Source organism: Synechococcus sp. MVIR-18-1 (assembly GCF_014279835.1).
In the GTDB taxonomy this organism is placed as follows: domain Bacteria; phylum Cyanobacteriota; class Cyanobacteriia; order PCC-6307; family Cyanobiaceae; genus Synechococcus_C.
Genome location: NZ_CP047942.1, coordinates 1,604,671 through 1,622,813 on the forward strand (window position 1 = coordinate 1,604,671; position 18,143 = coordinate 1,622,813).

The 18,143-nt window shown below is 50.4% G+C and carries 25 protein-coding genes and 1 pseudogene; 18 read left to right on the top strand and 8 right to left on the bottom strand.

Features of this window, described 5'->3' with window-relative positions:
* The first annotated feature begins 39 nt into the window (after nucleotides 1–39).
* The 6 genes from hemE to SynMVIR181_RS08615 all read left to right on the top strand — a co-directional run bounded on the left by hemE (nucleotide 40) and on the right by SynMVIR181_RS08615 (nucleotide 3,496).
* A complete protein-coding gene (gene hemE, locus SynMVIR181_RS08590; RefSeq protein ID WP_186523317.1) occupies nucleotides 40–1,095 on the top strand; it encodes a uroporphyrinogen decarboxylase in 1,056 nt (351 codons plus the stop codon).
* Entirely contained in the window at nucleotides 1,096–2,097 is a 1,002-nt protein-coding gene (locus tag SynMVIR181_RS08595; RefSeq protein WP_186588946.1) for an NAD(P)-dependent oxidoreductase, read from the top strand.
* A 34-nt stretch (nucleotides 2,098–2,131) separates the two neighbouring features.
* A complete protein-coding gene (petE, locus tag SynMVIR181_RS08600; protein WP_186523319.1) occupies nucleotides 2,132–2,491 on the top strand; it encodes a plastocyanin in 360 nt (119 codons plus the stop codon).
* Between the two features lie 113 nt (nucleotides 2,492–2,604).
* Nucleotides 2,605–2,976 (top strand): c-type cytochrome, encoded by a 372-nt coding sequence (locus tag SynMVIR181_RS08605; RefSeq protein ID WP_186590583.1) that lies wholly within the window; start codon nucleotides 2,605–2,607, stop codon nucleotides 2,974–2,976.
* Nucleotides 2,973–3,176 (top strand): Nif11-like leader peptide family natural product precursor, encoded by a 204-nt coding sequence (locus SynMVIR181_RS08610; protein ID WP_186588947.1) that lies wholly within the window; start codon nucleotides 2,973–2,975, stop codon nucleotides 3,174–3,176. The genes SynMVIR181_RS08605 and SynMVIR181_RS08610 overlap by 4 nt, the downstream gene beginning before the upstream one ends.
* Nucleotides 3,177–3,265: 89 nt before the next feature.
* Nucleotides 3,266–3,496, top strand: a complete 231-nt coding sequence (locus tag SynMVIR181_RS08615) for a TIGR03643 family protein (RefSeq protein WP_186588948.1) — start codon at nucleotides 3,266–3,268, stop codon at nucleotides 3,494–3,496.
* A gap of 14 nt (nucleotides 3,497–3,510) precedes the next feature.
* On the opposite strand, the gene SynMVIR181_RS08620 is transcribed toward SynMVIR181_RS08615, so the two are convergent.
* Nucleotides 3,511–3,717, bottom strand: a complete 207-nt coding sequence (locus SynMVIR181_RS08620) for a hypothetical protein (RefSeq protein ID WP_186588949.1) — start codon at nucleotides 3,715–3,717, stop codon at nucleotides 3,511–3,513.
* Nucleotides 3,718–4,575: 858 nt separating this feature from the next.
* Here SynMVIR181_RS08620 and SynMVIR181_RS08625 point away from each other — a divergent pair.
* Complete coding sequence (locus SynMVIR181_RS08625) at nucleotides 4,576–4,875, top strand: hypothetical protein (protein ID WP_186588950.1); 300 nt, start codon at nucleotides 4,576–4,578, stop codon at nucleotides 4,873–4,875.
* Nucleotides 4,876–5,215: 340 nt separating this feature from the next.
* Here the strand turns inward: SynMVIR181_RS08625 and SynMVIR181_RS08630 are convergent, their stop codons facing one another.
* Nucleotides 5,216–5,413, bottom strand: coding sequence for a hypothetical protein (locus tag SynMVIR181_RS08630; protein WP_186588951.1), 198 nt, complete (start codon nucleotides 5,411–5,413; stop codon nucleotides 5,216–5,218).
* 158 nt (nucleotides 5,414–5,571) lie between these two features.
* Between SynMVIR181_RS08630 and clpB the strand changes: the two genes are divergently transcribed.
* The 3 genes from clpB to SynMVIR181_RS08645 all read left to right on the top strand — a co-directional run bounded on the left by clpB (nucleotide 5,572) and on the right by SynMVIR181_RS08645 (nucleotide 10,941).
* The gene (gene clpB, locus SynMVIR181_RS08635) at nucleotides 5,572–8,163 is read left to right on the top strand and encodes an ATP-dependent chaperone ClpB (protein WP_186588952.1); all 2,592 of its coding nucleotides are present in this window, start codon (nucleotides 5,572–5,574) and stop codon (nucleotides 8,161–8,163) included.
* Between the two features lie 84 nt (nucleotides 8,164–8,247).
* A complete protein-coding gene (locus tag SynMVIR181_RS08640) occupies nucleotides 8,248–9,831 on the top strand; it encodes an MFS transporter (RefSeq protein ID WP_255444228.1) in 1,584 nt (527 codons plus the stop codon).
* A gap of 51 nt (nucleotides 9,832–9,882) precedes the next feature.
* A complete protein-coding gene (locus SynMVIR181_RS08645; RefSeq protein WP_186588953.1) occupies nucleotides 9,883–10,941 on the top strand; it encodes an HlyD family secretion protein in 1,059 nt (352 codons plus the stop codon).
* Here SynMVIR181_RS08645 and SynMVIR181_RS08650 read toward each other — a convergent pair.
* Nucleotides 10,922–11,407, bottom strand: a complete 486-nt coding sequence (locus SynMVIR181_RS08650; protein ID WP_186523340.1) for a 6-carboxytetrahydropterin synthase — start codon at nucleotides 11,405–11,407, stop codon at nucleotides 10,922–10,924. The two genes, SynMVIR181_RS08645 and SynMVIR181_RS08650, sit on opposite strands and share 20 nt — an antisense overlap.
* A gap of 67 nt (nucleotides 11,408–11,474) precedes the next feature.
* Here SynMVIR181_RS08650 and hisIE point away from each other — a divergent pair, with 67 nt between their 5' ends.
* Entirely contained in the window at nucleotides 11,475–12,143 is a 669-nt protein-coding gene (gene hisIE / locus SynMVIR181_RS08655; protein WP_186523344.1) for a bifunctional phosphoribosyl-AMP cyclohydrolase/phosphoribosyl-ATP diphosphatase HisIE, read from the top strand.
* Here the strand turns inward: hisIE and SynMVIR181_RS08660 are convergent.
* Together SynMVIR181_RS08660 and SynMVIR181_RS08665 are read right to left on the bottom strand one after the other, a co-directional pair.
* The gene (locus tag SynMVIR181_RS08660; RefSeq protein ID WP_186523346.1) at nucleotides 12,140–12,784 is read right to left on the bottom strand and encodes a peptidase; all 645 of its coding nucleotides are present in this window, start codon (nucleotides 12,782–12,784) and stop codon (nucleotides 12,140–12,142) included. The genes hisIE and SynMVIR181_RS08660 overlap by 4 nt on opposite strands.
* Before the next feature lie 8 nt (nucleotides 12,785–12,792).
* A complete protein-coding gene (locus SynMVIR181_RS08665; RefSeq protein WP_186588954.1) occupies nucleotides 12,793–13,284 on the bottom strand; it encodes a DUF2214 family protein in 492 nt (163 codons plus the stop codon).
* A gap of 225 nt (nucleotides 13,285–13,509) precedes the next feature.
* Between SynMVIR181_RS08665 and SynMVIR181_RS08670 the strand changes: the two genes are divergently transcribed.
* Genes SynMVIR181_RS08670 through SynMVIR181_RS08690 form a run of 5 tightly spaced genes read left to right on the top strand, consistent with a single transcriptional unit; the run spans nucleotide 13,510 to nucleotide 16,072 of the window.
* Nucleotides 13,510–14,436 carry an RNA polymerase sigma factor RpoD/SigA gene (locus SynMVIR181_RS08670; protein WP_186588955.1) on the top strand — a complete coding sequence of 309 codons (927 nt, stop codon included), beginning with the start codon at nucleotides 13,510–13,512 and terminating at the stop codon, nucleotides 14,434–14,436.
* A gap of 58 nt (nucleotides 14,437–14,494) precedes the next feature.
* Nucleotides 14,495–14,869, top strand: coding sequence for a YkvA family protein (locus tag SynMVIR181_RS08675; RefSeq protein ID WP_186588956.1), 375 nt, complete (start codon nucleotides 14,495–14,497; stop codon nucleotides 14,867–14,869).
* Nucleotides 14,866–15,195 carry a hypothetical protein gene (locus SynMVIR181_RS08680; RefSeq protein ID WP_186590585.1) on the top strand — a complete coding sequence of 110 codons (330 nt, stop codon included), beginning with the start codon at nucleotides 14,866–14,868 and terminating at the stop codon, nucleotides 15,193–15,195. Before SynMVIR181_RS08675 ends, SynMVIR181_RS08680 begins: the two co-directional genes overlap by 4 nt.
* Nucleotides 15,196–15,235: 40 nt before the next feature.
* Nucleotides 15,236–15,493: a hypothetical protein gene (locus SynMVIR181_RS08685; protein WP_186588957.1), complete on the top strand. Its 258-nt coding sequence runs from the start codon at nucleotides 15,236–15,238 to the stop codon at nucleotides 15,491–15,493.
* Nucleotides 15,494–15,499: 6 nt separating this feature from the next.
* Nucleotides 15,500–16,072, top strand: a complete 573-nt coding sequence (locus tag SynMVIR181_RS08690; RefSeq protein ID WP_255444229.1) for a phosphate-starvation-inducible PsiE family protein — start codon at nucleotides 15,500–15,502, stop codon at nucleotides 16,070–16,072.
* Here the strand turns inward: SynMVIR181_RS08690 and SynMVIR181_RS08695 are convergent.
* Nucleotides 16,035–16,436 (bottom strand): annotated as a pseudogene (locus SynMVIR181_RS08695) (Nif11 domain/cupin domain-containing protein); the annotation flags it as partial. The gene SynMVIR181_RS08690 and the pseudogene SynMVIR181_RS08695 sit on opposite strands and share 38 nt — an antisense overlap.
* Here SynMVIR181_RS08695 and SynMVIR181_RS13310 point away from each other — a divergent pair.
* Both SynMVIR181_RS13310 and SynMVIR181_RS08700 read left to right on the top strand, forming a co-directional pair.
* Nucleotides 16,374–16,514 carry a hypothetical protein gene (locus SynMVIR181_RS13310; RefSeq protein ID WP_255444533.1) on the top strand — a complete coding sequence of 47 codons (141 nt, stop codon included), beginning with the start codon at nucleotides 16,374–16,376 and terminating at the stop codon, nucleotides 16,512–16,514. The pseudogene SynMVIR181_RS08695 and the gene SynMVIR181_RS13310 overlap by 63 nt on opposite strands.
* Nucleotides 16,515–16,592: 78 nt before the next feature.
* Entirely contained in the window at nucleotides 16,593–16,919 is a 327-nt protein-coding gene (locus tag SynMVIR181_RS08700; RefSeq protein WP_186588959.1) for a c-type cytochrome, read from the top strand.
* Here SynMVIR181_RS08700 and SynMVIR181_RS08705 read toward each other — a convergent pair.
* Both SynMVIR181_RS08705 and trpA read right to left on the bottom strand, forming a co-directional pair.
* Nucleotides 16,895–17,164, bottom strand: coding sequence for a YciI family protein (locus tag SynMVIR181_RS08705; RefSeq protein ID WP_186588960.1), 270 nt, complete (start codon nucleotides 17,162–17,164; stop codon nucleotides 16,895–16,897). The genes SynMVIR181_RS08700 and SynMVIR181_RS08705 overlap by 25 nt on opposite strands.
* Nucleotides 17,165–17,316: 152 nt before the next feature.
* Nucleotides 17,317–18,123, bottom strand: a complete 807-nt coding sequence (gene trpA / locus SynMVIR181_RS08710; RefSeq protein WP_186588961.1) for a tryptophan synthase subunit alpha — start codon at nucleotides 18,121–18,123, stop codon at nucleotides 17,317–17,319.
* Nucleotides 18,124–18,143: the final 20 nt, after the last annotated feature.

The window sequence follows — 18,143 nt, forward strand, 5'->3', positions numbered from 1 at the left end:
TTTCGTCAGGTAGGTTGCCGCCTGGATCTTCACGCATTCATGAGCGACACCCTGCCCCTACTGCTCCGTGCCGCCCGCGGAGAATCGGTAGAGCGTCCTCCAGTCTGGATGATGCGCCAAGCAGGGCGCTACATGAAGGTCTACCGCGACCTTCGCGACCGCCACCCCAGCTTCCGAGAACGATCTGAAAACCCCGATCTCTCGTACGAGATCTCCATGCAGCCCTTTAAGGCCTTCCAGCCTGATGGGGTGATCCTTTTCTCAGACATCCTGACCCCACTGCCTGGCATGGGGATCGAGTTCGACATTGTTGAGAGCAAAGGCCCTCAAATTGGTGATCCAATCAGGAACCTCAGTCAAGTTGAAGCGCTCAGGCCTTTGCAGCCAGAAGAGAGCATGCCCTTTGTGGGCGAAGTCCTGGGCCGGCTGCGCAGCAGCGTTGGCAACCAGGCCGCAGTCCTTGGCTTCGTAGGCGCCCCCTGGACCCTGGCGGCATACGTCGTGGAAGGAAAAAGCAGCAAGAACTATGCCGTCATCAAAAAGATGGCCTTTCAGGAGCCAGAACTCCTGCATAAACTCCTCGATCACTTCGCGACTTCGATTGCTACCTACCTGCGTTATCAAATTGATTCCGGAGCGCAGGTTGTCCAGATGTTTGACTCCTGGGCAGGGCAACTCAGCCCCGCCGATTACGACACGTTTGCTGCGCCCTATCAGAAAAAAGTTGTTGATCTCGTCAAACAAACGCATCCCGACACCCCATTCATCCTTTACATCTCTGGAAGCGCAGGGGTTTTAGAACGAATGGGTCGCACAGGTGTCGACATCATTTCTTTGGATTGGACCGTGGATATGGCTGAGGGCCTCGCCCGCCTTCCTGACCACATCGGCGTACAAGGCAATGTCGATCCTGGATTGCTGTTTGGCACACCTGAGGCCATTCGCGATCGCATCGATGATTGCGTACGCAAGGCCCGTGGTCGCCGCCACATCCTGAATCTTGGCCATGGAATTTTGCCTGGCACGCCTGAGGAGAATGGCCGCGCATTCTTTGAAGCTGGTAAGACTGTGATGGATCGAATCGGGGAGGGCTGATTGATCCCGTCACCCGCTCGAATCTTGATTACCGGCGCAAGTGGTTGCGTCGGCCAATACACAACGGCTTGGCTCCTGGAAAATTCCGATGCCGAGTTGCTGCTTTGGCTGCGAGATCCAGCCAAACTTTCGGCAATCTCAGCAGATCAACCACGTGTCCGCTTGTTAGTAGGAGATCTGCGTGAAACAGATCGATTTGCGAGCGAACTCTCCACCGTGACCAGGGTGATTCATACGGCTACTGCATGGGGAGATCCTGAGCGTGCCCATCAGGTGAATGTCGTGGCCGTCAAAAGGATGCTGGCCCTTCTGAATCCAGCTGTCGTTGAGCAGATCATCTATTTCTCAACCGCCAGCATTCTCGATCGTTCCCTGCAACCGCTTCAAGAAGCTCTGGCCTACGGCACCGAATACATCCAAACCAAAGCTCAATGCCTAAGGGAGCTTGAACAACATCCATTGGCTGAACGCATTGTGGCGGTGTTTCCAACACTGGTATTCGGCGGAAGGGTAGATGGAACAAGTCCCTTCCCGACCAGTTACCTAACGGAAGGCTTAGCGGAAGCAAGCAAATGGTTATGGCTCGCTCGCTGGCTGAGAGCCGATGCCAGCTTCCATTTCATCCATGCTGCTGACATTGCTGAAATCTGCGGGATCCTGGCTACCACGCCTCACCAACCCAATCCAGAACCTGGGCAGGGACCGGTCCGCAGAATCGTGATGGGACAACCGTGGATCAGCGTGAACGATGCCGTTGCCACGCTCTGTCGCTGGAGAGGTGTGTCGCGAACTCCTGGGATACCCCTTTGGAGCTGGTTAATTGAAGGCCTGATCAAAATCCTTCCCATCGAAATCAACGCATGGGATCGATTTTCAATTCATCAACGTCACTTCGTTCATGATCCCGTTACCCAGCCTGAACGCTTCGGTGGTCGAAGCTATGGACCAGACCTTGAAACAGTTCTGATGAATTCAGGACTTCCACATCGTGGAAGCATCTGAACAGCGTTAAACTCACAACAGTGTTTATGAGCTCATGATCAGCCGTTTGCGTTCTCTCCTCTCAGCCGCGATTGCTTTGGCACTCGTCCTGGGTATCGGTGTTGGTACAGCCAATGCTGCCACTGTTGAAGTGAAGCTCGGTACAGATTCCGGCATGCTTGCATTCGAACCCAGCACCCTCAACATCAAAGCTGGTGACACCGTCAAATTTGTCAACAACAAGCTGGCACCTCACAACGCCGTTTTTGATGGCCACGACGAGCTCAGCCACAGCGATCTAGCGTTTGCTCCCGGCGAATCATGGGAAGAAACCTTCACTGAAGCTGGAACTTTTGACTTCTACTGCGAGCCCCACCGTGGTGCTGGCATGGTTGGCAAAGTTATCGTTGAGTGATCGCTTAGATCAGCAGTTGAACACAAGTCCGGCGAGCGTTTTAACAGATGCTCACCGGGCTCTTTTTTTGTCAACCGAAATGGATAGGGTTGTAGAAATTGAAGTTGGTGGTGATGCTCCATCCCATGTCCCTGTTCGCATTGCTGCTTTGCATCGGCCTCAACCTGTTGGGAGTCTCACCTGCAGTTGCGGTGGCCAGCACTTCTGGCGTTGACGTCGAACATGGTGGGCAACTCTTTTCTGCGAATTGCGCTGCATGCCACATGGGTGGTGGCAATGTGATCAGTGCCTCCAGAACATTGAGTCAAAGGGATCTTCAAGCTCATCTCAATGAGTACGGCGACGATCACATTGAGGCCATCGAGCACCAAATTGAAAATGGAAAGAATGCGATGCCCTCGTTTGAAGGAAAATTGAGCGAACAAGACATCATTGATGTAGCCGCCTACGTAGAACTCAAGGCTGAAAAAGGCTGGCAGCGATGAGCCGAGAGGGTTGGAAAGATTTCTTGCGTGCTGCAGAACGCAGTCCAGCTCTTCAACGGGAACTCAGCGTCTGTATTGAAACAAAAGACATCGTTGCGCTTGGCAAAAGACTAGGTTTCTCATTGTGCCTAGACGACCTCAACCAAGACCCTCAAGCCGAAGCCATCAGCAAATGGTTCGAGCAGAGCACGATCCAATAACCGGACAACCCTCTACATCACGGCGTACATATCTCACCTTTATCCTGATAACTCTGGAGCGACATCAGGCGTTGATCAAAGCAAATGCAATGACTAGCGAACAGTTGGATCGGGTCATTGAGATGGCATGGGAAGACCGCACACCCTTTGAAGCGATTGAATATCAGTTCGGTCTGAGGGAGAAAGATGTGATCAGCTTGATGCGCCAGTCGTTAAAACCAGGATCCTTCCGTAGCTGGCGTAAACGTGTCTCAGGCCGCAAAACCAAGCATGCAGCCACGAGCCATGCCGACCGATTCAGAGCAGCTTGCCACCACTAGGCAACATCGAAAAATCAATCGTCAGATTGGTTGCTCGAGCGGCTCTCAATCTTGGCATCAGCCCAACGTGAGAAGAAATAAACAGCAATAAACATCGGCAAGTAGGCAACCCACATGTTGTCGAGCTGCAGACCACTGTTATTAATGAGAACCAAGCCTCCATAGCCCACAACAAAGTAAATACCAGCCCTGCGAAGAGCTCCAATCTGTTTAGGCTTCATCGAGATCAGTACCATTTTCCCTAAGCTAAGAGATCACTCAGCCGATGGCATCGTTCCGGCTTCGACCTAGATGCAGCAACCGCAATCGGGACAATTCTCACGGATGACATTGTCTCCGTAGCAAATACTGTCATCGAGGAGAGGCTTCCCATAAAAGAGGCAAACAAGCTGCTACAAACAAGCATTCCAAGTTGTAGCTTCATCTATTACCAGCATTACATGTTAAAGATTGCAAGGAACTGTGAAGGCAGGCTCAACAGTACTGATCCGGCATTAAATCTAAGCTGGAGTCACCTAAAGCCTAAGAACTTCAATAATCTGAGGGGAAGATTGGTAGGCAGAAAGAGTCGCCTTGGCAGGATGCCTAAAGTCCACATTCAAGGATTGATCACCCAATCGATGGGCGTAAAACGCAAATTACCTCTTTAGGAATCTCCAACTTTAGTTAGCAACCAACATCCCAAACCATGACACGGATATGGACCGCAAAAGAGTTGAGCACAAACAGAAAAAGAGGGGGGATTATTTTCAGAGTTCCTGGGGAAAGGCGGTAGAACTACGCGAGCAACTGCCAACAAGCACAACAGAGATCACAACAAAAGATGACTAGAATTCGCGCTCCCCATTCCTCAAAGACCTAACAAAACCGCTTTTACATGAAAATGTATTGATGATGACAGCACTACGACCAGAAATGTCAAGCGCGAAAGCTTGATATCAGAATGCAAGGTCTTAACCAACAAATGATCCGCACAAAAGCAAAACACTAGAAACATTCAAGAATAAATACTAAACAATAAAAGCTCTTGCCAAGCAATGAATGACTAAAGTTAGGTTCGCAGAACTAGAAACAAAGAAATGACTGACGTCAACAACCTACCAAGCCCCAGCGAAATGACCTATGCCCAAGCCTGGGAGGAATATCAAAACAATGGAGAGACCTGGAGAACAGAGCATGACGAAGCCCTACAGCAAGTGCGCTTAGAAATGCCTGAGGCCGGCTCTGGAGCCCTTGTCGAGGCAGGACTGATCATGGCAACCCGTCCAATTGGTCAACGCCAAGAGGCACTTAGCCGATGGCACGAATTTTTCGAAAGCGACAAACGAGCAAATGCTTTGAATGGCTATCCATCTGGACATCCAAAATCAATCACATGAGCATATGAAAGCAGAAACTCTATCTAACGAAGAGGTATAGATCAGCACTTTTCAGCTTTCAAAATCTTCGCAGCAACAAATCAGCGCTCTTCGTTCAAGCCAAGAGAGCCATCTAAGCAATTAATCTATTCCGCCAAAAGAGTCACTAACAACTCTATGCTCCCTACAACAAATTGATCTTTTACGAAGTGAATACTGAGAAATACTTCTAGAGCTTAATACACATAATACAGTGCCGCATTCCATAAATCCTCAATTATAGACAATAGAATTATTGCCGGATATTGGTAACGCATCATTTATTGAGACAACTCCCCTGAGTTCCTGAGGGGCCTTCAAATTAACTGCGAACTGCCTCCAGCACCGCAAGATACAGATCCTCGTCGATCTCCCGGATGTCGTATTCCGTAGGCATGGCGCCATGGTGATGTTCATGCACCACGGTCCAACACTTGCGCTCCACATCACTCAGTTCGGCTCCGTACACGGCATGGACACGCTCCACCAAAGCCTTGACCAAAGCTGAATCTGTTGCCATCCCTATCTCCCATTCAACGTTGAGGATCGGCTGACCCTACAAGTGCAGGTCGGGATACCGCATGGTGGCGCAAAGACCGACCGAGCCGGATCGGTTCTCCGCTCTACAAATGCAAAAGATCCACATACGGTTCCAAGCAATAAAACGTAGAAATCGCCATGCAACCCACAGCCGAACTATTCACCGAAAAAGCCTGGTCCGCGATCATGTCAGCCCAGCAGCTGGCGCAAAACCGCCGGCATCAACAGCTTGAAAGTGAGCACCTGTTGCGGGCTTTGTTGGACCAAGAAGGTTTGGCTGGCCGGATCCTCGATAAGGCTGGGGTGTCTCCACCCGCTCTGCAAACGGCTGTAGAGACCTATCTCAGTCAGCAACCCTCACTCACCAACGCCCCAGACTCGGTGTTTCTAGGCAAAGGCCTCAATGCCTTGCTCGATCGCGCTGAAACGCTGAAGCAAAGTTATGGCGATAGCTTTATTTCAATTGAGCATCTGCTGCTGGCCCTCGCCGACGATGGTCGCTGTGGCCGTCAGCTTCTTAGCCAAGCTGGCACCGATAGCTCTCGTTTAAAAACCGCCATTAATGCCGTGCGTGGCAGTCAGAAAGTGACCGACCAAAACCCAGAGGGAACCTACGAATCTCTCGAAAAATATGGTCGAGATCTCACGAGCGCTGCCCGAGACGGCAAGCTCGATCCGGTGATTGGTCGTGATGAAGAAATCCGCAGAACGATTCAAATCCTCAGCCGACGCACCAAAAACAACCCTGTCCTGATTGGTGAACCAGGGGTCGGCAAGACAGCGATTGTGGAAGGGCTTGCCCAACGCATCGTCAATGGGGATGTGCCTCAAGCCTTGCAAAATCGTCAGTTGATCGCCCTCGATATGGGAGCACTGATCGCTGGAGCCAAATATCGCGGTGAATTTGAGGAACGCCTTAAAGCCGTGCTCAAGGAGGTCACCAACTCCGAAGGACAAATTGTGTTGTTCATCGATGAAATTCACACCGTGGTCGGTGCAGGTGCCACCGGTGGCGCCATGGACGCCAGCAACCTGTTGAAGCCCATGCTTGCGCGAGGCGAACTGCGCTGCATCGGGGCCACCACCCTGGACGAGCACAGACAACACATCGAGAAAGACCCCGCCCTAGAGCGTCGCTTTCAGCAAGTGCTGGTCGATCAACCCACCGTTGAAGACACCATTTCAATTTTGCGTGGACTTAAAGAGCGCTACGAAGTGCACCACGGCGTCCGCATTGCAGACAGCGCGCTCGTAGCAGCAGCCGTTTTGAGTAGTCGATACATCGCCGATCGCTTCCTTCCAGACAAAGCGATCGACCTTGTGGATGAATCAGCCGCCAGGCTTAAGATGGAGATCACCTCCAAACCAGAGGAGATCGACGAAATCGATCGCAAAATCCTTCAGTTAGAAATGGAGAAGCTCTCGTTAGGACGCGAGTCTGATGCGGCGAGTCAAGAGCGACTGCAGCGATTGGAACGAGAACTTGCGGAATTATCCGAACAACAAAGCACCCTCAATGCTCAATGGCAGCAAGAAAAAGGTGCCATTGATGAGCTCTCGGCTCTGAAAGAAGAGATCGAACGCGTGCAACTACAGGTGGAACAAGCCAAGCGGAGTTATGACCTCAACAAGGCTGCAGAGTTGGAATACGGAACGCTCGCTGGACTTCAAAAGCAACTGCACGCCCAGGAACATGCCTTGGCAGAAACCGATGACACTGGCGAAAAATCACTGCTAAGAGAGGAGGTCAGCGAAGACGACATCGCTGAGGTGATTGCGAAGTGGACAGGAATTCCTGTGGCAAGGCTTGTTCAATCCGAGATGGAGAAACTACTCAAACTCGAAGACCAACTCCATGAACGCGTCGTCGGACAACACCAAGCAGTGACGGCTGTAGCCGACGCCATCCAGCGATCCAGAGCCGGGCTCAGCGACCCAAATCAACCCATCGCTAGTTTTTTATTTTTGGGACCCACCGGTGTGGGCAAAACAGAGTTGTCAAAAGCCTTGGCAGCCCAATTGTTTGATAGCGAAGACGCCTTGGTGCGCATCGACATGTCGGAATACATGGAGAAACATACGGTGAGCCGATTAATCGGTGCACCTCCCGGATATGTGGGATACGAGGCTGGAGGACAGCTCACAGAAGCGATACGGCGCAGACCATACGCGGTGATCTTGTTTGATGAAGTGGAAAAAGCTCATCCAGACGTCTTCAATGTGATGCTCCAAATCCTCGATGATGGTCGCGTCACCGACGGCCAAGGCCGCACTGTTGATTTTACCAATGCTGTGTTAATTCTCACCAGCAACATCGGCAGTCAATCCATCCTCGATTTAGGAGGTGATGACAACCAATATCAAGAGATGGAGAGTCGGGTCAATGAAGCTCTACGCAGCCATTTCCGTCCAGAGTTCCTAAACCGAATCGACGACACCATCATTTTTCATAGTCTTCGTCGCGATGAATTGCGCCAAATCATTGGCCTTCAAGTAGAACGATTAAGACAACGTCTCAGTGAACGCAAGCTCGATCTCAACATCAGCGAAGAAGCCACCGACTGGTTAGCCAATGCCGGTTATGACCCTGTTTATGGCGCGAGGCCCCTCAAGCGAGCGATTCAGCGGGAACTGGAAACACCCATTGCGAAAGCGATCCTCGCAGGTCGCTACGAAGAAGGCAGCACAGCCCAAGTAGACGTTGAAGAAGAACAACTCAGTATTAACTGAACCTCTACTCAACTCACTGCTTGTGCGAGTGCATTCACAACCAGCTTAAAGTTCGCTTCAATGGTGGCAAAGAAGGTTGAAAGGATGGATTCAGAGGTCAATGGTGAAATCGCATCAACAGGACGCGTAGATCTCAGTGGTTTCTGGGGAACAAATCGGGCAGTTCTCACCATGGCTATTCTCTGTACACAACTAATCTTTCTCCTAACAGACACCATTGGCGTTCCTGACCATCTTTATTCCAGAGGCTACCTGGGAGGTACGCCATACGAGAGCATTTGGTCGGATGCTCTTTTCCTAATTCCTGCGGCTTTAATCATGCCGCTCGTTGGAAACTTACAGCAAAAAGTTGGTCCCAAAGCCATCACAGTTCTTGGCTTTGGATTGTTTGGAATTAGTCTGATAGCCGCATCCATATCAACAGAACAACACGTCTTTAATTTTTTCAGGATCTTGCAGGGCCTTGGAGGAGGTGTCTCGCTACCCATTGCTGGCGGCCACATGGGTGGGCGCATCGGGAAGGCCTACATCCCACTAGGAAAATCGCTTCTCGTCTTTTTCTTTGCCATTGGGGCTACAGGCGGGATCGCCATCTCAGCATTCATCACTTGGAATATTGGGTGGAGATATATTTATGGATTATTCGGTCTATTAATATTAATTTCTTTAGGCGTCATCATCAAACTCATGCCGAGCACGCCTGGTGATACGAGAATTAAAATTGATTGGCTAACGTATAGCTTGCTAGCCGGAGGCTTTGGTCTTTTCAGCATGTCCCTAGTGTATGGCAATCAAAAAGAATGGTTTCAAAGCTCTATATATATCATCGCAGTATGGACTTCAGTTCTGTTAATAGGATTCTTTTTCTGGAGGCTAAGCAAAGGTCCACCTTTGATCAACCCAAGAATATTCAATGATATCAATTACTGCGTCAGCCTAATCAACCTTTCAGTGATCTTATTTTTTGTTTTCATGATTTTCGGCACAGTCCCACATTTCATGATGCAGGTAATGGGAAATACGATTGGAAGTTATTCAATCCCATTTACTTTTTTCTCATTAGGAACTGTTACTGGCACTTTCCTTACCACTCCAATCATAAATCCTTTTTATATAGGCAGAAGCATAATGCAAAAGAAGATAATCTCTAGCCTTGGCATTCTTATCTTTGCAACTGCTGCACTTTGGATCAGTGGAACCAATTCGCACCAAGACAATCAGACCCTCACAAAGCAACTCTTTATGCTTGGATTTGGACTCGGTTTCATCATTATGGAATTACAGCTTTGCTTTAAAACAATGCCTGCAGAACTAATGACTGGAGCAAGCGCCGTTTCTTTTTTCTGCACGAATATAACAAAAGCAATTTCAGGGGGAATCAGCCAAGCATTAATCACAACATCAAGCCAAGGCAGTTGGGATCGATTCCGCTCTCAAATTTTTGAATCAAATAATGCTCTTGAAATCTTCCAAGCACCATTTCTGAATATAAATAGTGGGTTAACCACAGACACATGGTCACAAGCATCTCTTGAGATCATAAATGAAGCAATAAGCAAGCAGGTAGACGTCGTAAGCATTATCAATTTATCGACTACTGCTGGATTGATCTTAATCCCTCTCAGCCTCCTTCCCTTCCTGCACAAAGAAGCCAGTGCAAAAACCTGAGCTAGATGTATCATAAAACAACTAATAAATCTTATCCTACAAAATTTTGCAATGACCAACCCCCAAAAAAAATCAAGCCAAGCTAATAACAATAAGAGGACTATTCTGATTGCATCATGCTCAAGTGGAACCTTAGCGCTGGGAATCTCAGCATTTTTTGTCTATGGCCACTATTATCCAAATACCCCAGACGCATACGTTCACGCTTATACCATCACAGTCGCACCCTATGTCGCTGGTTATATAAAAAACATCCATATTCAACCTAATCAGTTTGTCAAAAAAGGAGAGCTTATATATGAGATTGTTCCTGATTCCTTTCAGGTAATTGTTGATCAAAAAACAAGCAAACTTGAAGCCAGTAAGAAAAACTTAAAAAGCATGCATCAAGAGCTTCAAAAAGCAAAAGACGATCTCAAAAGTAAAAAGGCTTCTCGTTGGCTAGTTGGTTTAAACCAAAAACGCTATGCCTTCCTTTTGGAGAAAGATGTCGTTTCCCTTGAAAAAGAACAAGAGCTCCAAGCTTCCACCATTGAAGCAGATGCAGATGTCACTCGAGCCATAGCAGAGATACGAAGAATTTCGCAAAAGCTTCTCGAGCAGGAATCACTAATTGATGCAAATTCAAGCGAATTAGGAACTGCAAAGATTAACTTCAATTACGCAAAATATCATGCCCCTTTTGATGGTTTCATCAGCAACAAATTCACGATCAGAACAGGGCAGTATGTAAAACCTGGGCAAGCTCTCTTCCAAATCGTCGACAACAGTCAATGGTGGGTTGATGCGAACTACAAAGAATCACAAATTCATCGAATACGTCCTGGCATGAAAGCATCGATCAAGCTTGATATGTACCCAGGCAAGAAATTCGAAGGGACTGTTATTAATATTAGCTCAGGTAGTGGAGCCTATTACTCCCTTCTCCCACCTCAGAATGCCACTGGTAATTGGGTGAAAGTGCCACAACGTTTCCCTGTGCGCATCAAAATAAAGCAATCATCAAATCATCCACTTCGAGCAGGATCTACGGCTCACAGCACGATCAATACGATGCAAGCTGTAAAAAGCAATAGTTCGATGCAGAAAGTTACTTCTCCGGATCAGTAGACTCAAACCAGTGTGGGACTGAATAATATGTTGCTTCATTACTAATATTTTCTCTCGCTTCTACTTTCCAACAACAGGTTCGGCCAAGATCACGTTCATTCAGGAGTTCATTGGCCCAGTTCCACAATAATTGTGCCGTATTTTCCATTCCCACATTTTTCATCACGCGAAGATCGATGGCTCCCTGCTCATGCAGAGAACGCCACTGTTCAAGCAAGGGATCATCATCATTGACCAAAAAAGTGTGATCAAACTGATCTCTCAACTGTTTCTCTAAGGGACGCAAACTTGAGAAATCCACCACAAAGCCACATGCATCAAGCTCCTTAGCGGCAAACCAAAAGGTGAAGCTTCGGCTGTAGCCATGGACGAAATGACAATGTCCTTCGTGTTGCCACTGCCTATGACAGCAGGGATACCCCTCGAAATGCTTGCTGCAGGTGAAGCCGGCGGGAGGCAGAAACATCAGCTCAAAAGAGGGAGCACACTGCGGGAGAATTGACCTTGTCTACATCTAAATGCACCGAGGCCCGATGCCAGCCGCTGATATCGCCTTCATTGACGAACTCCGCTTCAATGAGAAGGGGCTCATCCCTGCGATCGCTCAAGACTGGCTTGATGGTGCCATCCTCATGCAGGCCTGGATGAATCGTGCGGCACTAGAACTCACACTGAGCACCGGTGAAGTGCACTACTGGAGTCGGTCTCGACAAGAGATGTGGCATAAGGGAGCAACCAGCGGTCACATTCAACGTCTCAAGGGCTTTCGCTACGACTGCGACGCTGATGTATTGCTTCTCACGATCGAACAAACCGGCGATGTGGCGTGTCACACAGGAGCACGCAGCTGTTTCTATGACGATGGTCCAGTTCCTAGCCAAGGAGGACACGAGGCATTACCCCCACCGGCCGATGCTTGCACCGAATTGATGCGCGTGATTGAAGATCGCCGCAACTGCCCAGACGAAGGGAGTTACACCAACCGATTGCTTGAAGGGGGTGACAATCGAATTCTCAAAAAAATCGGTGAAGAAAGCGCAGAATTCGTAATGGCATGCAAAGACAACAACGCCAACGAAATCGCAGGTGAAGCTGCTGATTTAATTTTTCACCTCCAAGTGGCTCTAGCCCATCACAACGTCAGCTGGCGAGACGTCCAAGCTGTTCTCGCCAGTCGACGTGGAGCGCCCAGGCGTTCCTAAGGCCTTGCAGGCGCAGGCAAAGGCAGTCCAAATCGAGTGGGCTGCCGTCGCATCCACTCCAGAGTGAGCTGATCACGGGGCGACAGCTTCAACACCGGGGACGCTCCTTGGACAGGTGCCATCGCATCATTCGGCGCCAAGCTATGGGCCCATAGTCCGAACGCATGTCCTAACTCATGAAGCGCTGTGGCCTGTTGAGATTCCGATCTCAACTCAGGTGACACCATCACGGTGACTTGGGGCTCAAGACGCCACACCCCCTGCCGTTGTACCTCCAACACCTGAAGGACGCTTCTGCCATTGCTCGCTCGCCATCCATCAGCCAGACGTCGCCGGGGCGGCCTGCGACGTTCCACTCGGACATGAGCCCGCTCAGGGTCGTCAACCCGGATGATCGGCAAAACAGCAGACCACTCATCAAGAGCACGATCTACAGCGCCGAACCATCGTCTTTCCCAGCGATTGGGCTCAGTGCTTTCAGCTGGCTGAACCCAGACGCACCAGCGCTGCAGCACAGGGAATCCAGATGAGCTAATCGCCAATCTGGAGCCGTACCCTGGCGCATTGGTCAGATCACTAGCTCGCAACGAGTCGGTCCTGATCTGCTGAGCCTGGACTGGGGGACAGGGGTCAACTTGCATGCTTCAAATCACGATGCCGGTAGTCCGACACCACGCGCCATCAGTGTTGCCAACAAGGGCACAAGGGCAAAACCCGCCAACTCAATGTTGACAATCCAGCCCAGGCGAGTAGCGAGCGCTTCAGACACCTTTGGGAGTTCTCCCTTACGCAAAGGAATTGCCCAGAGGATGTAAGTCACTGTTGGGTACAACGACAAGGCACCCACGGATAGGTACAGACCCACCTTCCACCAGAACAAAGGATTCGTCGTGTAAAACTCGCTGCCTTGCCCGAAGTACAAGACACGAAAAATGCCACTCACCAGCAGGGCCAAAGCGGCGATCCCGTAAATGATGTCAGTGATCACCATGGCCGTAGCTGCCCGTCGATCGGGATCTGGACGCAACAAGCGACGCTCCACCACGAGAGCGGCAAAACAAAGCATGAAACTTAGATAGTGCACATAGGCCACACCAGCGCTTTTGGCGATTTCTGGAGTCAGCAAAGTGGCCAGCGGCATAACAAATGATTCAGTGGGGCTGACCGTAGCTGCTGGCTTGCCAGCGCGCTGGCGTAAGGACCACCTGCAGGCCTCTGGCTAACGCGCAACAAAAAGAAATCATGGAGCAATAATGAATAACGATAAAAACATGAATTAAGGTATAAATATAAATTCCGCAGTCTTTATTACGCAATCTGGATAGAAAGACTTTCGCCCTAAGTTCAAGAAAACCAGGAGTCACAGATGGTGAGTTCTCTGAGTGCTTTTCTCGGCGAAATCGGTCGGCATCAACTGTTGACGCCTGAACAGGAATTAACCCTGGGCCGCAAGGTGCAGGCTATGGCAGCTCTGACTGAGCGCTGCACAATCGCAGGTGGCGAAGGAGATGCGTGCGTTTACAACGACGAAGAGAAGCGCACAATCAAACGGGGAGAAAAGGCAAAAAATCAAATGATTACGGCCAATTTAAGGTTGGTTGTCAATCTTGCGAAGCGTTACCAAGGCAAGGGACTTGATCTTCTTGACCTCATCCAAGAGGGCACGCTCGGACTGACCAGAGCTGTAGAAAAATACGATCCCACCCGAGGCCATCGTTTTTCTACCTATGCCTATTGGTGGATTCGCCAAGGCTTGAATCGCGCCCTTTCTACGCAAAGTAGAACGATTCGCATCCCTGTCAATGTCAATGAAAAACTGACGAAATTACGTGCTGCGAAAGCGCGTCTCATGCAAAGCAATGGGCTTGCCCCATCCGCGGAGCAATTGGCCGAAAGCATGAAGTTGCCGATCAGCGAGGTTGAGGACTTGTTGGGCTGTGAACTCCGCAGTGTCACGGTGAGCCTTCAGGGTGTTGTGAAGTCGAAATCCGATCCATCCGAATTGGTGGATGTGCTGCCAAGCGATGAAATCCCACCGATGGAGCGGGCTGAAATCGCTGAGCGCACAGACTCCGCCTGGAAACTGCTCGACAATTCGAACCTGACCCCAAAGGAGAGAACCATCGTCATGCTGCGGTTTGGCCTTGATGGAAGCCACGAGTGGCGCACCCTTGCCGAAGTTGCCCGACAGATGAATTGCAGCAGAGAATATTGCCGCCAGGTGGTTCAAAGAGCATTACGCAAACTGCGTAAAACCAGCATCCAACAGGGCTTGGTGGAACCCGCCTACTAAAAATCCAGCGATTTAAGTGATAGTGGAGGCACCTTGACTGCTCAATGCTGCATCGTTCATGTCTGATGCCTCTTCTTGCACCGATTCCGTTTTTGAAGCTGATGTGATCGACAGCTCCGTCATTGATGAAGGAGTCTTTCAGCGGTTACTCAGGCGTGCTGGAAGAACGATTGCGGCTCCAGCCCTTGAAGCCCTTGAGATGGTGATCGATCAGGCCACTCCTCCTCAAGCCAGACTCACCATGCTGGCAGCGCTCACCTACCTGCTCATACCGACCGATCTCATTCCCGACTTTCTTCCTGTCGCGGGGTTCAGCGATGACCTTGTTGCGTTGACAGCTGTGATCGGTTTATGCAGCAAACACATCACACCAGACATCCGTCTACGGGCACAACGCAGACTGGATCGATGGTTCCCCCTCGGACGCTCATGAATCCCTGGTCTCCAGACGTTGAGGAAGAGCTTGCTCTCGTTCTGAAGGATTGGCTGAAACAACAGGGTCGAACCCAAGCCGATCTTCGCCGTAGCCTTCGAGCAACCTCAACTCGCATGCCCGCTCTGATGGAAGTGCTTGAAAGAGAGCATCGGCTCGGAGGGCTACCCCGTCTCGCTGCGAAGCTTTGCAGCATCGAAGCCGATTGGATCAATAACGCTCCAGCGCATGCCAACGCCTCCGCAGGAGATTTAACAACAGACACCGATCCATTTGGCCAACTCGATCTCCTTCTGCGCGAAATCCGCGACGATCGCGGCAACTGAACGCAATCACAGGCAAAGTGGTTTTAGATGCCTTCCTGCCTTGCGTTTATCCGCTTCCCTCGTCTTCAGCGTTGGACTTATGGCTGGTGCTGGTCTCTGTGTTGGTGCGCCCCAGATCGCGCAGGCTCAAACAGAAACATGGCTGCTTGGTCCCAACAGCCGTTCAGGGCCAGGCAGCACTGTGGTGCCAACTGATTGCGTAACGGGAGACGACGGTTCGATCACCTGTAATACCAAGATCGAAAACCCAGCAGGTACGACCCCTGCCAAGCCTTACTACAACCCATTCACCAACTGATCAGCCGTGCCTCAGGCCCGTCGCAAGCGTCGATCCTTCCTGCTGCTCGTTGACTCCGCAGAGCAACAAGTCGCCAAGCTGCTCACAGTCATCACAGCTGTGGTGATTGTGGCGGCCCTGATCCAACTCACCATTCGCGTCAGCCTTGCGCTGATTTACACCGATCGCAATTCCTACTGGCTCGGCGATGGACTGATCAAAATTCTTGGAGATCTCCTAACCGTCCTGATTGCCCTTGAAGTTCTTCAGAACGTCACCAGCTACCTCAGGAAACATATCATCCAGATTGAACTCGTTCTGGTCACAGCTTTAACGGCTGTTGCCCGAAAAGTGATTGTTTTACCTTCAGGGTCTGAGAACAAACCACAACTGCTCATTGGGCTTGGTGTCGCTTCGATTGCCCTTGCCGGCTCCTACTGGCTCGTCAAACGCTCAACCCCTCTTGATTCAGCGACAAGACAGGAGGACTGGAGTTCACAGGCCAATACAGAGCAAGCCATAACGTTCCAGGGTGCGGATCTGTCCTCACGAGACGGTGGCGACGATGGGCTGGAATCAAGAGCTGATCACCCACACTGAGATCAAAACATTCCTCGGGATCCTTGAATTGCAATCTGGCGCTGCCACGCATCAGGGTCAGCCACTCGTTTTCAGCCTGGTCGTACCAGAACCCTTCAGGGCTGGAAGCCGCGCATGACTCGATCCGCATCAAGCGCCAATCAGGACCTTGGCAAAGCATCCGCTCGTGCTCCTCGCCATCATCTAAATCCTGACCATGAAACAGGTTGTTAAACGGCCTATCAATCGTTTCCCCCTCTCCATCACCCCATCGTCGAGCGATCTCGAACCCCCAGGAACGGGCAAGTTGCACAACTGAGTTGTGATCGTCACAAGCGGCGAGCTGCTCACGTCGCTCAGGATGCTCGTGAAGGGACTGAACCAAGCCATTCAGATGATTCACCTTTTGCAGGAATCGCTGAAGATCCTTTTCGGCCAAGGGGAATGTCCATCAATTCTCTAATCCTGCCAACAATCGAGACAAGCATCAGCACGTCGCCGAACAAGGAAGCAAACTATTGCTCTACCACCCTCTGTGAGCATGATTCGACTCCTCTCATCAATCCTGCTTGCCGTAATGCTCTTGTGGCCTTCAACTGCACTTGCCGTTGAGTCGGGAGCCTCGTTGTTTCAAAACAATTGCGCGAGTTGCCACCCCAATGGCGAAAACATTATTCGTCGAGGACGCACTCTCAAGATCAAAGCGCTATCAAAGCGTGGACTCGATAGCAGTGAGGCCATCGCGCAAGTCGCCCGAGAAGGAATCGGACAAATGAGTGGTTACGCCGAAACCCTTGGTGAGGGTGGTGATGTGATTGTGGGTGAATGGGTTTGGCAACAAGCTCAAAAGGCCTGGACCCAGGGATAAACATCAAGCTGTGTCCAGATCCCTTCACGCCAGTACACGTCTTGCTCAAGTAGGGCACAAACGCTTGCTTTGCTGTCTGATTCAAAAATCGCAAACACGTGCGTACTGCCTTCTGTAGGGCCCAGCGTGATTAATGTTCCCTGTTCTTTGAGCGCACGCAGTCCAGCAAGATGCTCATCTCGAAAAGGCTCACGCTTTTGAAGTGCGCCATAGCAATATGTTCCCCAAAGAACAAAACGTGCCACTAGTCCATCCCCCTTTAAGTATTTTGTTGACAATAGAATGGCATCTTCTGGTTGCACAAACGACTTGTATTCATTGAATCGTTATTAACGATCTGCCTAAGGAACCTTCGATTCGATGCCTTTGCAACAACGGCATCGATCAGCTAGCCAGATCATCCAGCGGCATCCCTAAGTTGCCGACAAAACTCTCCAGCTTCAAGAGCAGCGTTTCCGGGCGAAGCAGCGGCAATTCGTTTAACCAAAGCACTACCAACAATTGCACCATCAGCCCCCCACTGTTTCACTTGCAAAACTTGGTCAGGTCCAGAAATCCCAAACCCAACAGCCACCGGACGGCTGTTACACGCCTTCAAATCGCTAACCAACGTCGCTACGCGATCCTGGAGCTTGACGCGCTCACCGGTCACACCGGTCACACTCACCAAATAAGTGAAACCACGACTGGATTCAGCAATCCTCTGCATCCGATTTTGCGGTGTTGTTGGTGCAACGAGTAAGACCAAATCCAATCCAAACGATGCAGCTAAAGGAGACAATCTCTCTGCTTCCTCTAAAGGAAGATCAGGCACCACTAAGCCTGCCGCACCAGCAGCAGCAGCTTCCGCAAAGAAGCGCTCCGGTCCACGATTAAGAAGAGGGTTCGTGTAAGTGAACAGAATCACGGGCATGCTGAGCTGATCTTTCAAGCCAGCCAACATTTCGATCACTTTCGCTGGCGTGGTCTTTTGCGCCAAGGCCCGAAAGGCAGCAGCCTGAATCACAGGCCCATCCGCTAATGGATCCGTATAGGGGATGCCAAGCTCCACAATGTCAGCGCCATTGGCTTGAAGGCTCAGGAGAACTTCAGCCGTCGCGCTCAAATCAGGATCCCCTGCCATCAGAAACGGCATCAATGCCATCCGTTGTTCCTGAGCCGTTCGGGAAAAAACAGCTTCAATCCTGGAAAGTTGTTCCGTCACAGAAAGCAGAGGGTCTGATT

What these genes read in the sequence shown, in the direction of transcription:
- SynMVIR181_RS08625 (WP_186588950.1), top strand. Translation starts at nt 4,576, where the DNA reads ATGACTGACGTCAACAACCTACCAAGCCCCAGCGAAATGACCTATGCC.
- SynMVIR181_RS08675 (WP_186588956.1), top strand. Translation starts at nt 14,495, where the DNA reads ATGTCTGATGCCTCTTCTTGCACCGATTCCGTTTTTGAAGCTGATGTG.
- SynMVIR181_RS08610 (WP_186588947.1), top strand. Translation starts at nt 2,973, where the DNA reads ATGAGCCGAGAGGGTTGGAAAGATTTCTTGCGTGCTGCAGAACGCAGT.
- SynMVIR181_RS08630 (WP_186588951.1), bottom strand. Translation starts at nt 5,413, where the DNA reads ATGGCAACAGATTCAGCTTTGGTCAAGGCTTTGGTGGAGCGTGTCCAT.
- SynMVIR181_RS08640 (WP_255444228.1), top strand. Translation starts at nt 8,248, where the DNA reads ATGGATTCAGAGGTCAATGGTGAAATCGCATCAACAGGACGCGTAGAT.
- SynMVIR181_RS08620 (WP_186588949.1), bottom strand. Translation starts at nt 3,717, where the DNA reads ATGAAGCCTAAACAGATTGGAGCTCTTCGCAGGGCTGGTATTTACTTT.
- petE (WP_186523319.1), top strand. Translation starts at nt 2,132, where the DNA reads ATGATCAGCCGTTTGCGTTCTCTCCTCTCAGCCGCGATTGCTTTGGCA.
- SynMVIR181_RS08650 (WP_186523340.1), bottom strand. Translation starts at nt 11,407, where the DNA reads ATGTTTCTGCCTCCCGCCGGCTTCACCTGCAGCAAGCATTTCGAGGGG.
- SynMVIR181_RS08670 (WP_186588955.1), top strand. Translation starts at nt 13,510, where the DNA reads ATGGTGAGTTCTCTGAGTGCTTTTCTCGGCGAAATCGGTCGGCATCAA.
- hisIE (WP_186523344.1), top strand. Translation starts at nt 11,475, where the DNA reads ATGCCAGCCGCTGATATCGCCTTCATTGACGAACTCCGCTTCAATGAG.
- SynMVIR181_RS08700 (WP_186588959.1), top strand. Translation starts at nt 16,593, where the DNA reads ATGATTCGACTCCTCTCATCAATCCTGCTTGCCGTAATGCTCTTGTGG.
- SynMVIR181_RS08665 (WP_186588954.1), bottom strand. Translation starts at nt 13,284, where the DNA reads ATGCCGCTGGCCACTTTGCTGACTCCAGAAATCGCCAAAAGCGCTGGT.
- SynMVIR181_RS08680 (WP_186590585.1), top strand. Translation starts at nt 14,866, where the DNA reads ATGAATCCCTGGTCTCCAGACGTTGAGGAAGAGCTTGCTCTCGTTCTG.
- SynMVIR181_RS08615 (WP_186588948.1), top strand. Translation starts at nt 3,266, where the DNA reads ATGACTAGCGAACAGTTGGATCGGGTCATTGAGATGGCATGGGAAGAC.
- SynMVIR181_RS08660 (WP_186523346.1), bottom strand. Translation starts at nt 12,784, where the DNA reads ATGCAAGTTGACCCCTGTCCCCCAGTCCAGGCTCAGCAGATCAGGACC.
- clpB (WP_186588952.1), top strand. Translation starts at nt 5,572, where the DNA reads ATGCAACCCACAGCCGAACTATTCACCGAAAAAGCCTGGTCCGCGATC.
- hemE (WP_186523317.1), top strand. Translation starts at nt 40, where the DNA reads ATGAGCGACACCCTGCCCCTACTGCTCCGTGCCGCCCGCGGAGAATCG.
- SynMVIR181_RS08645 (WP_186588953.1), top strand. Translation starts at nt 9,883, where the DNA reads ATGACCAACCCCCAAAAAAAATCAAGCCAAGCTAATAACAATAAGAGG.
- SynMVIR181_RS08605 (WP_186590583.1), top strand. Translation starts at nt 2,605, where the DNA reads ATGCTCCATCCCATGTCCCTGTTCGCATTGCTGCTTTGCATCGGCCTC.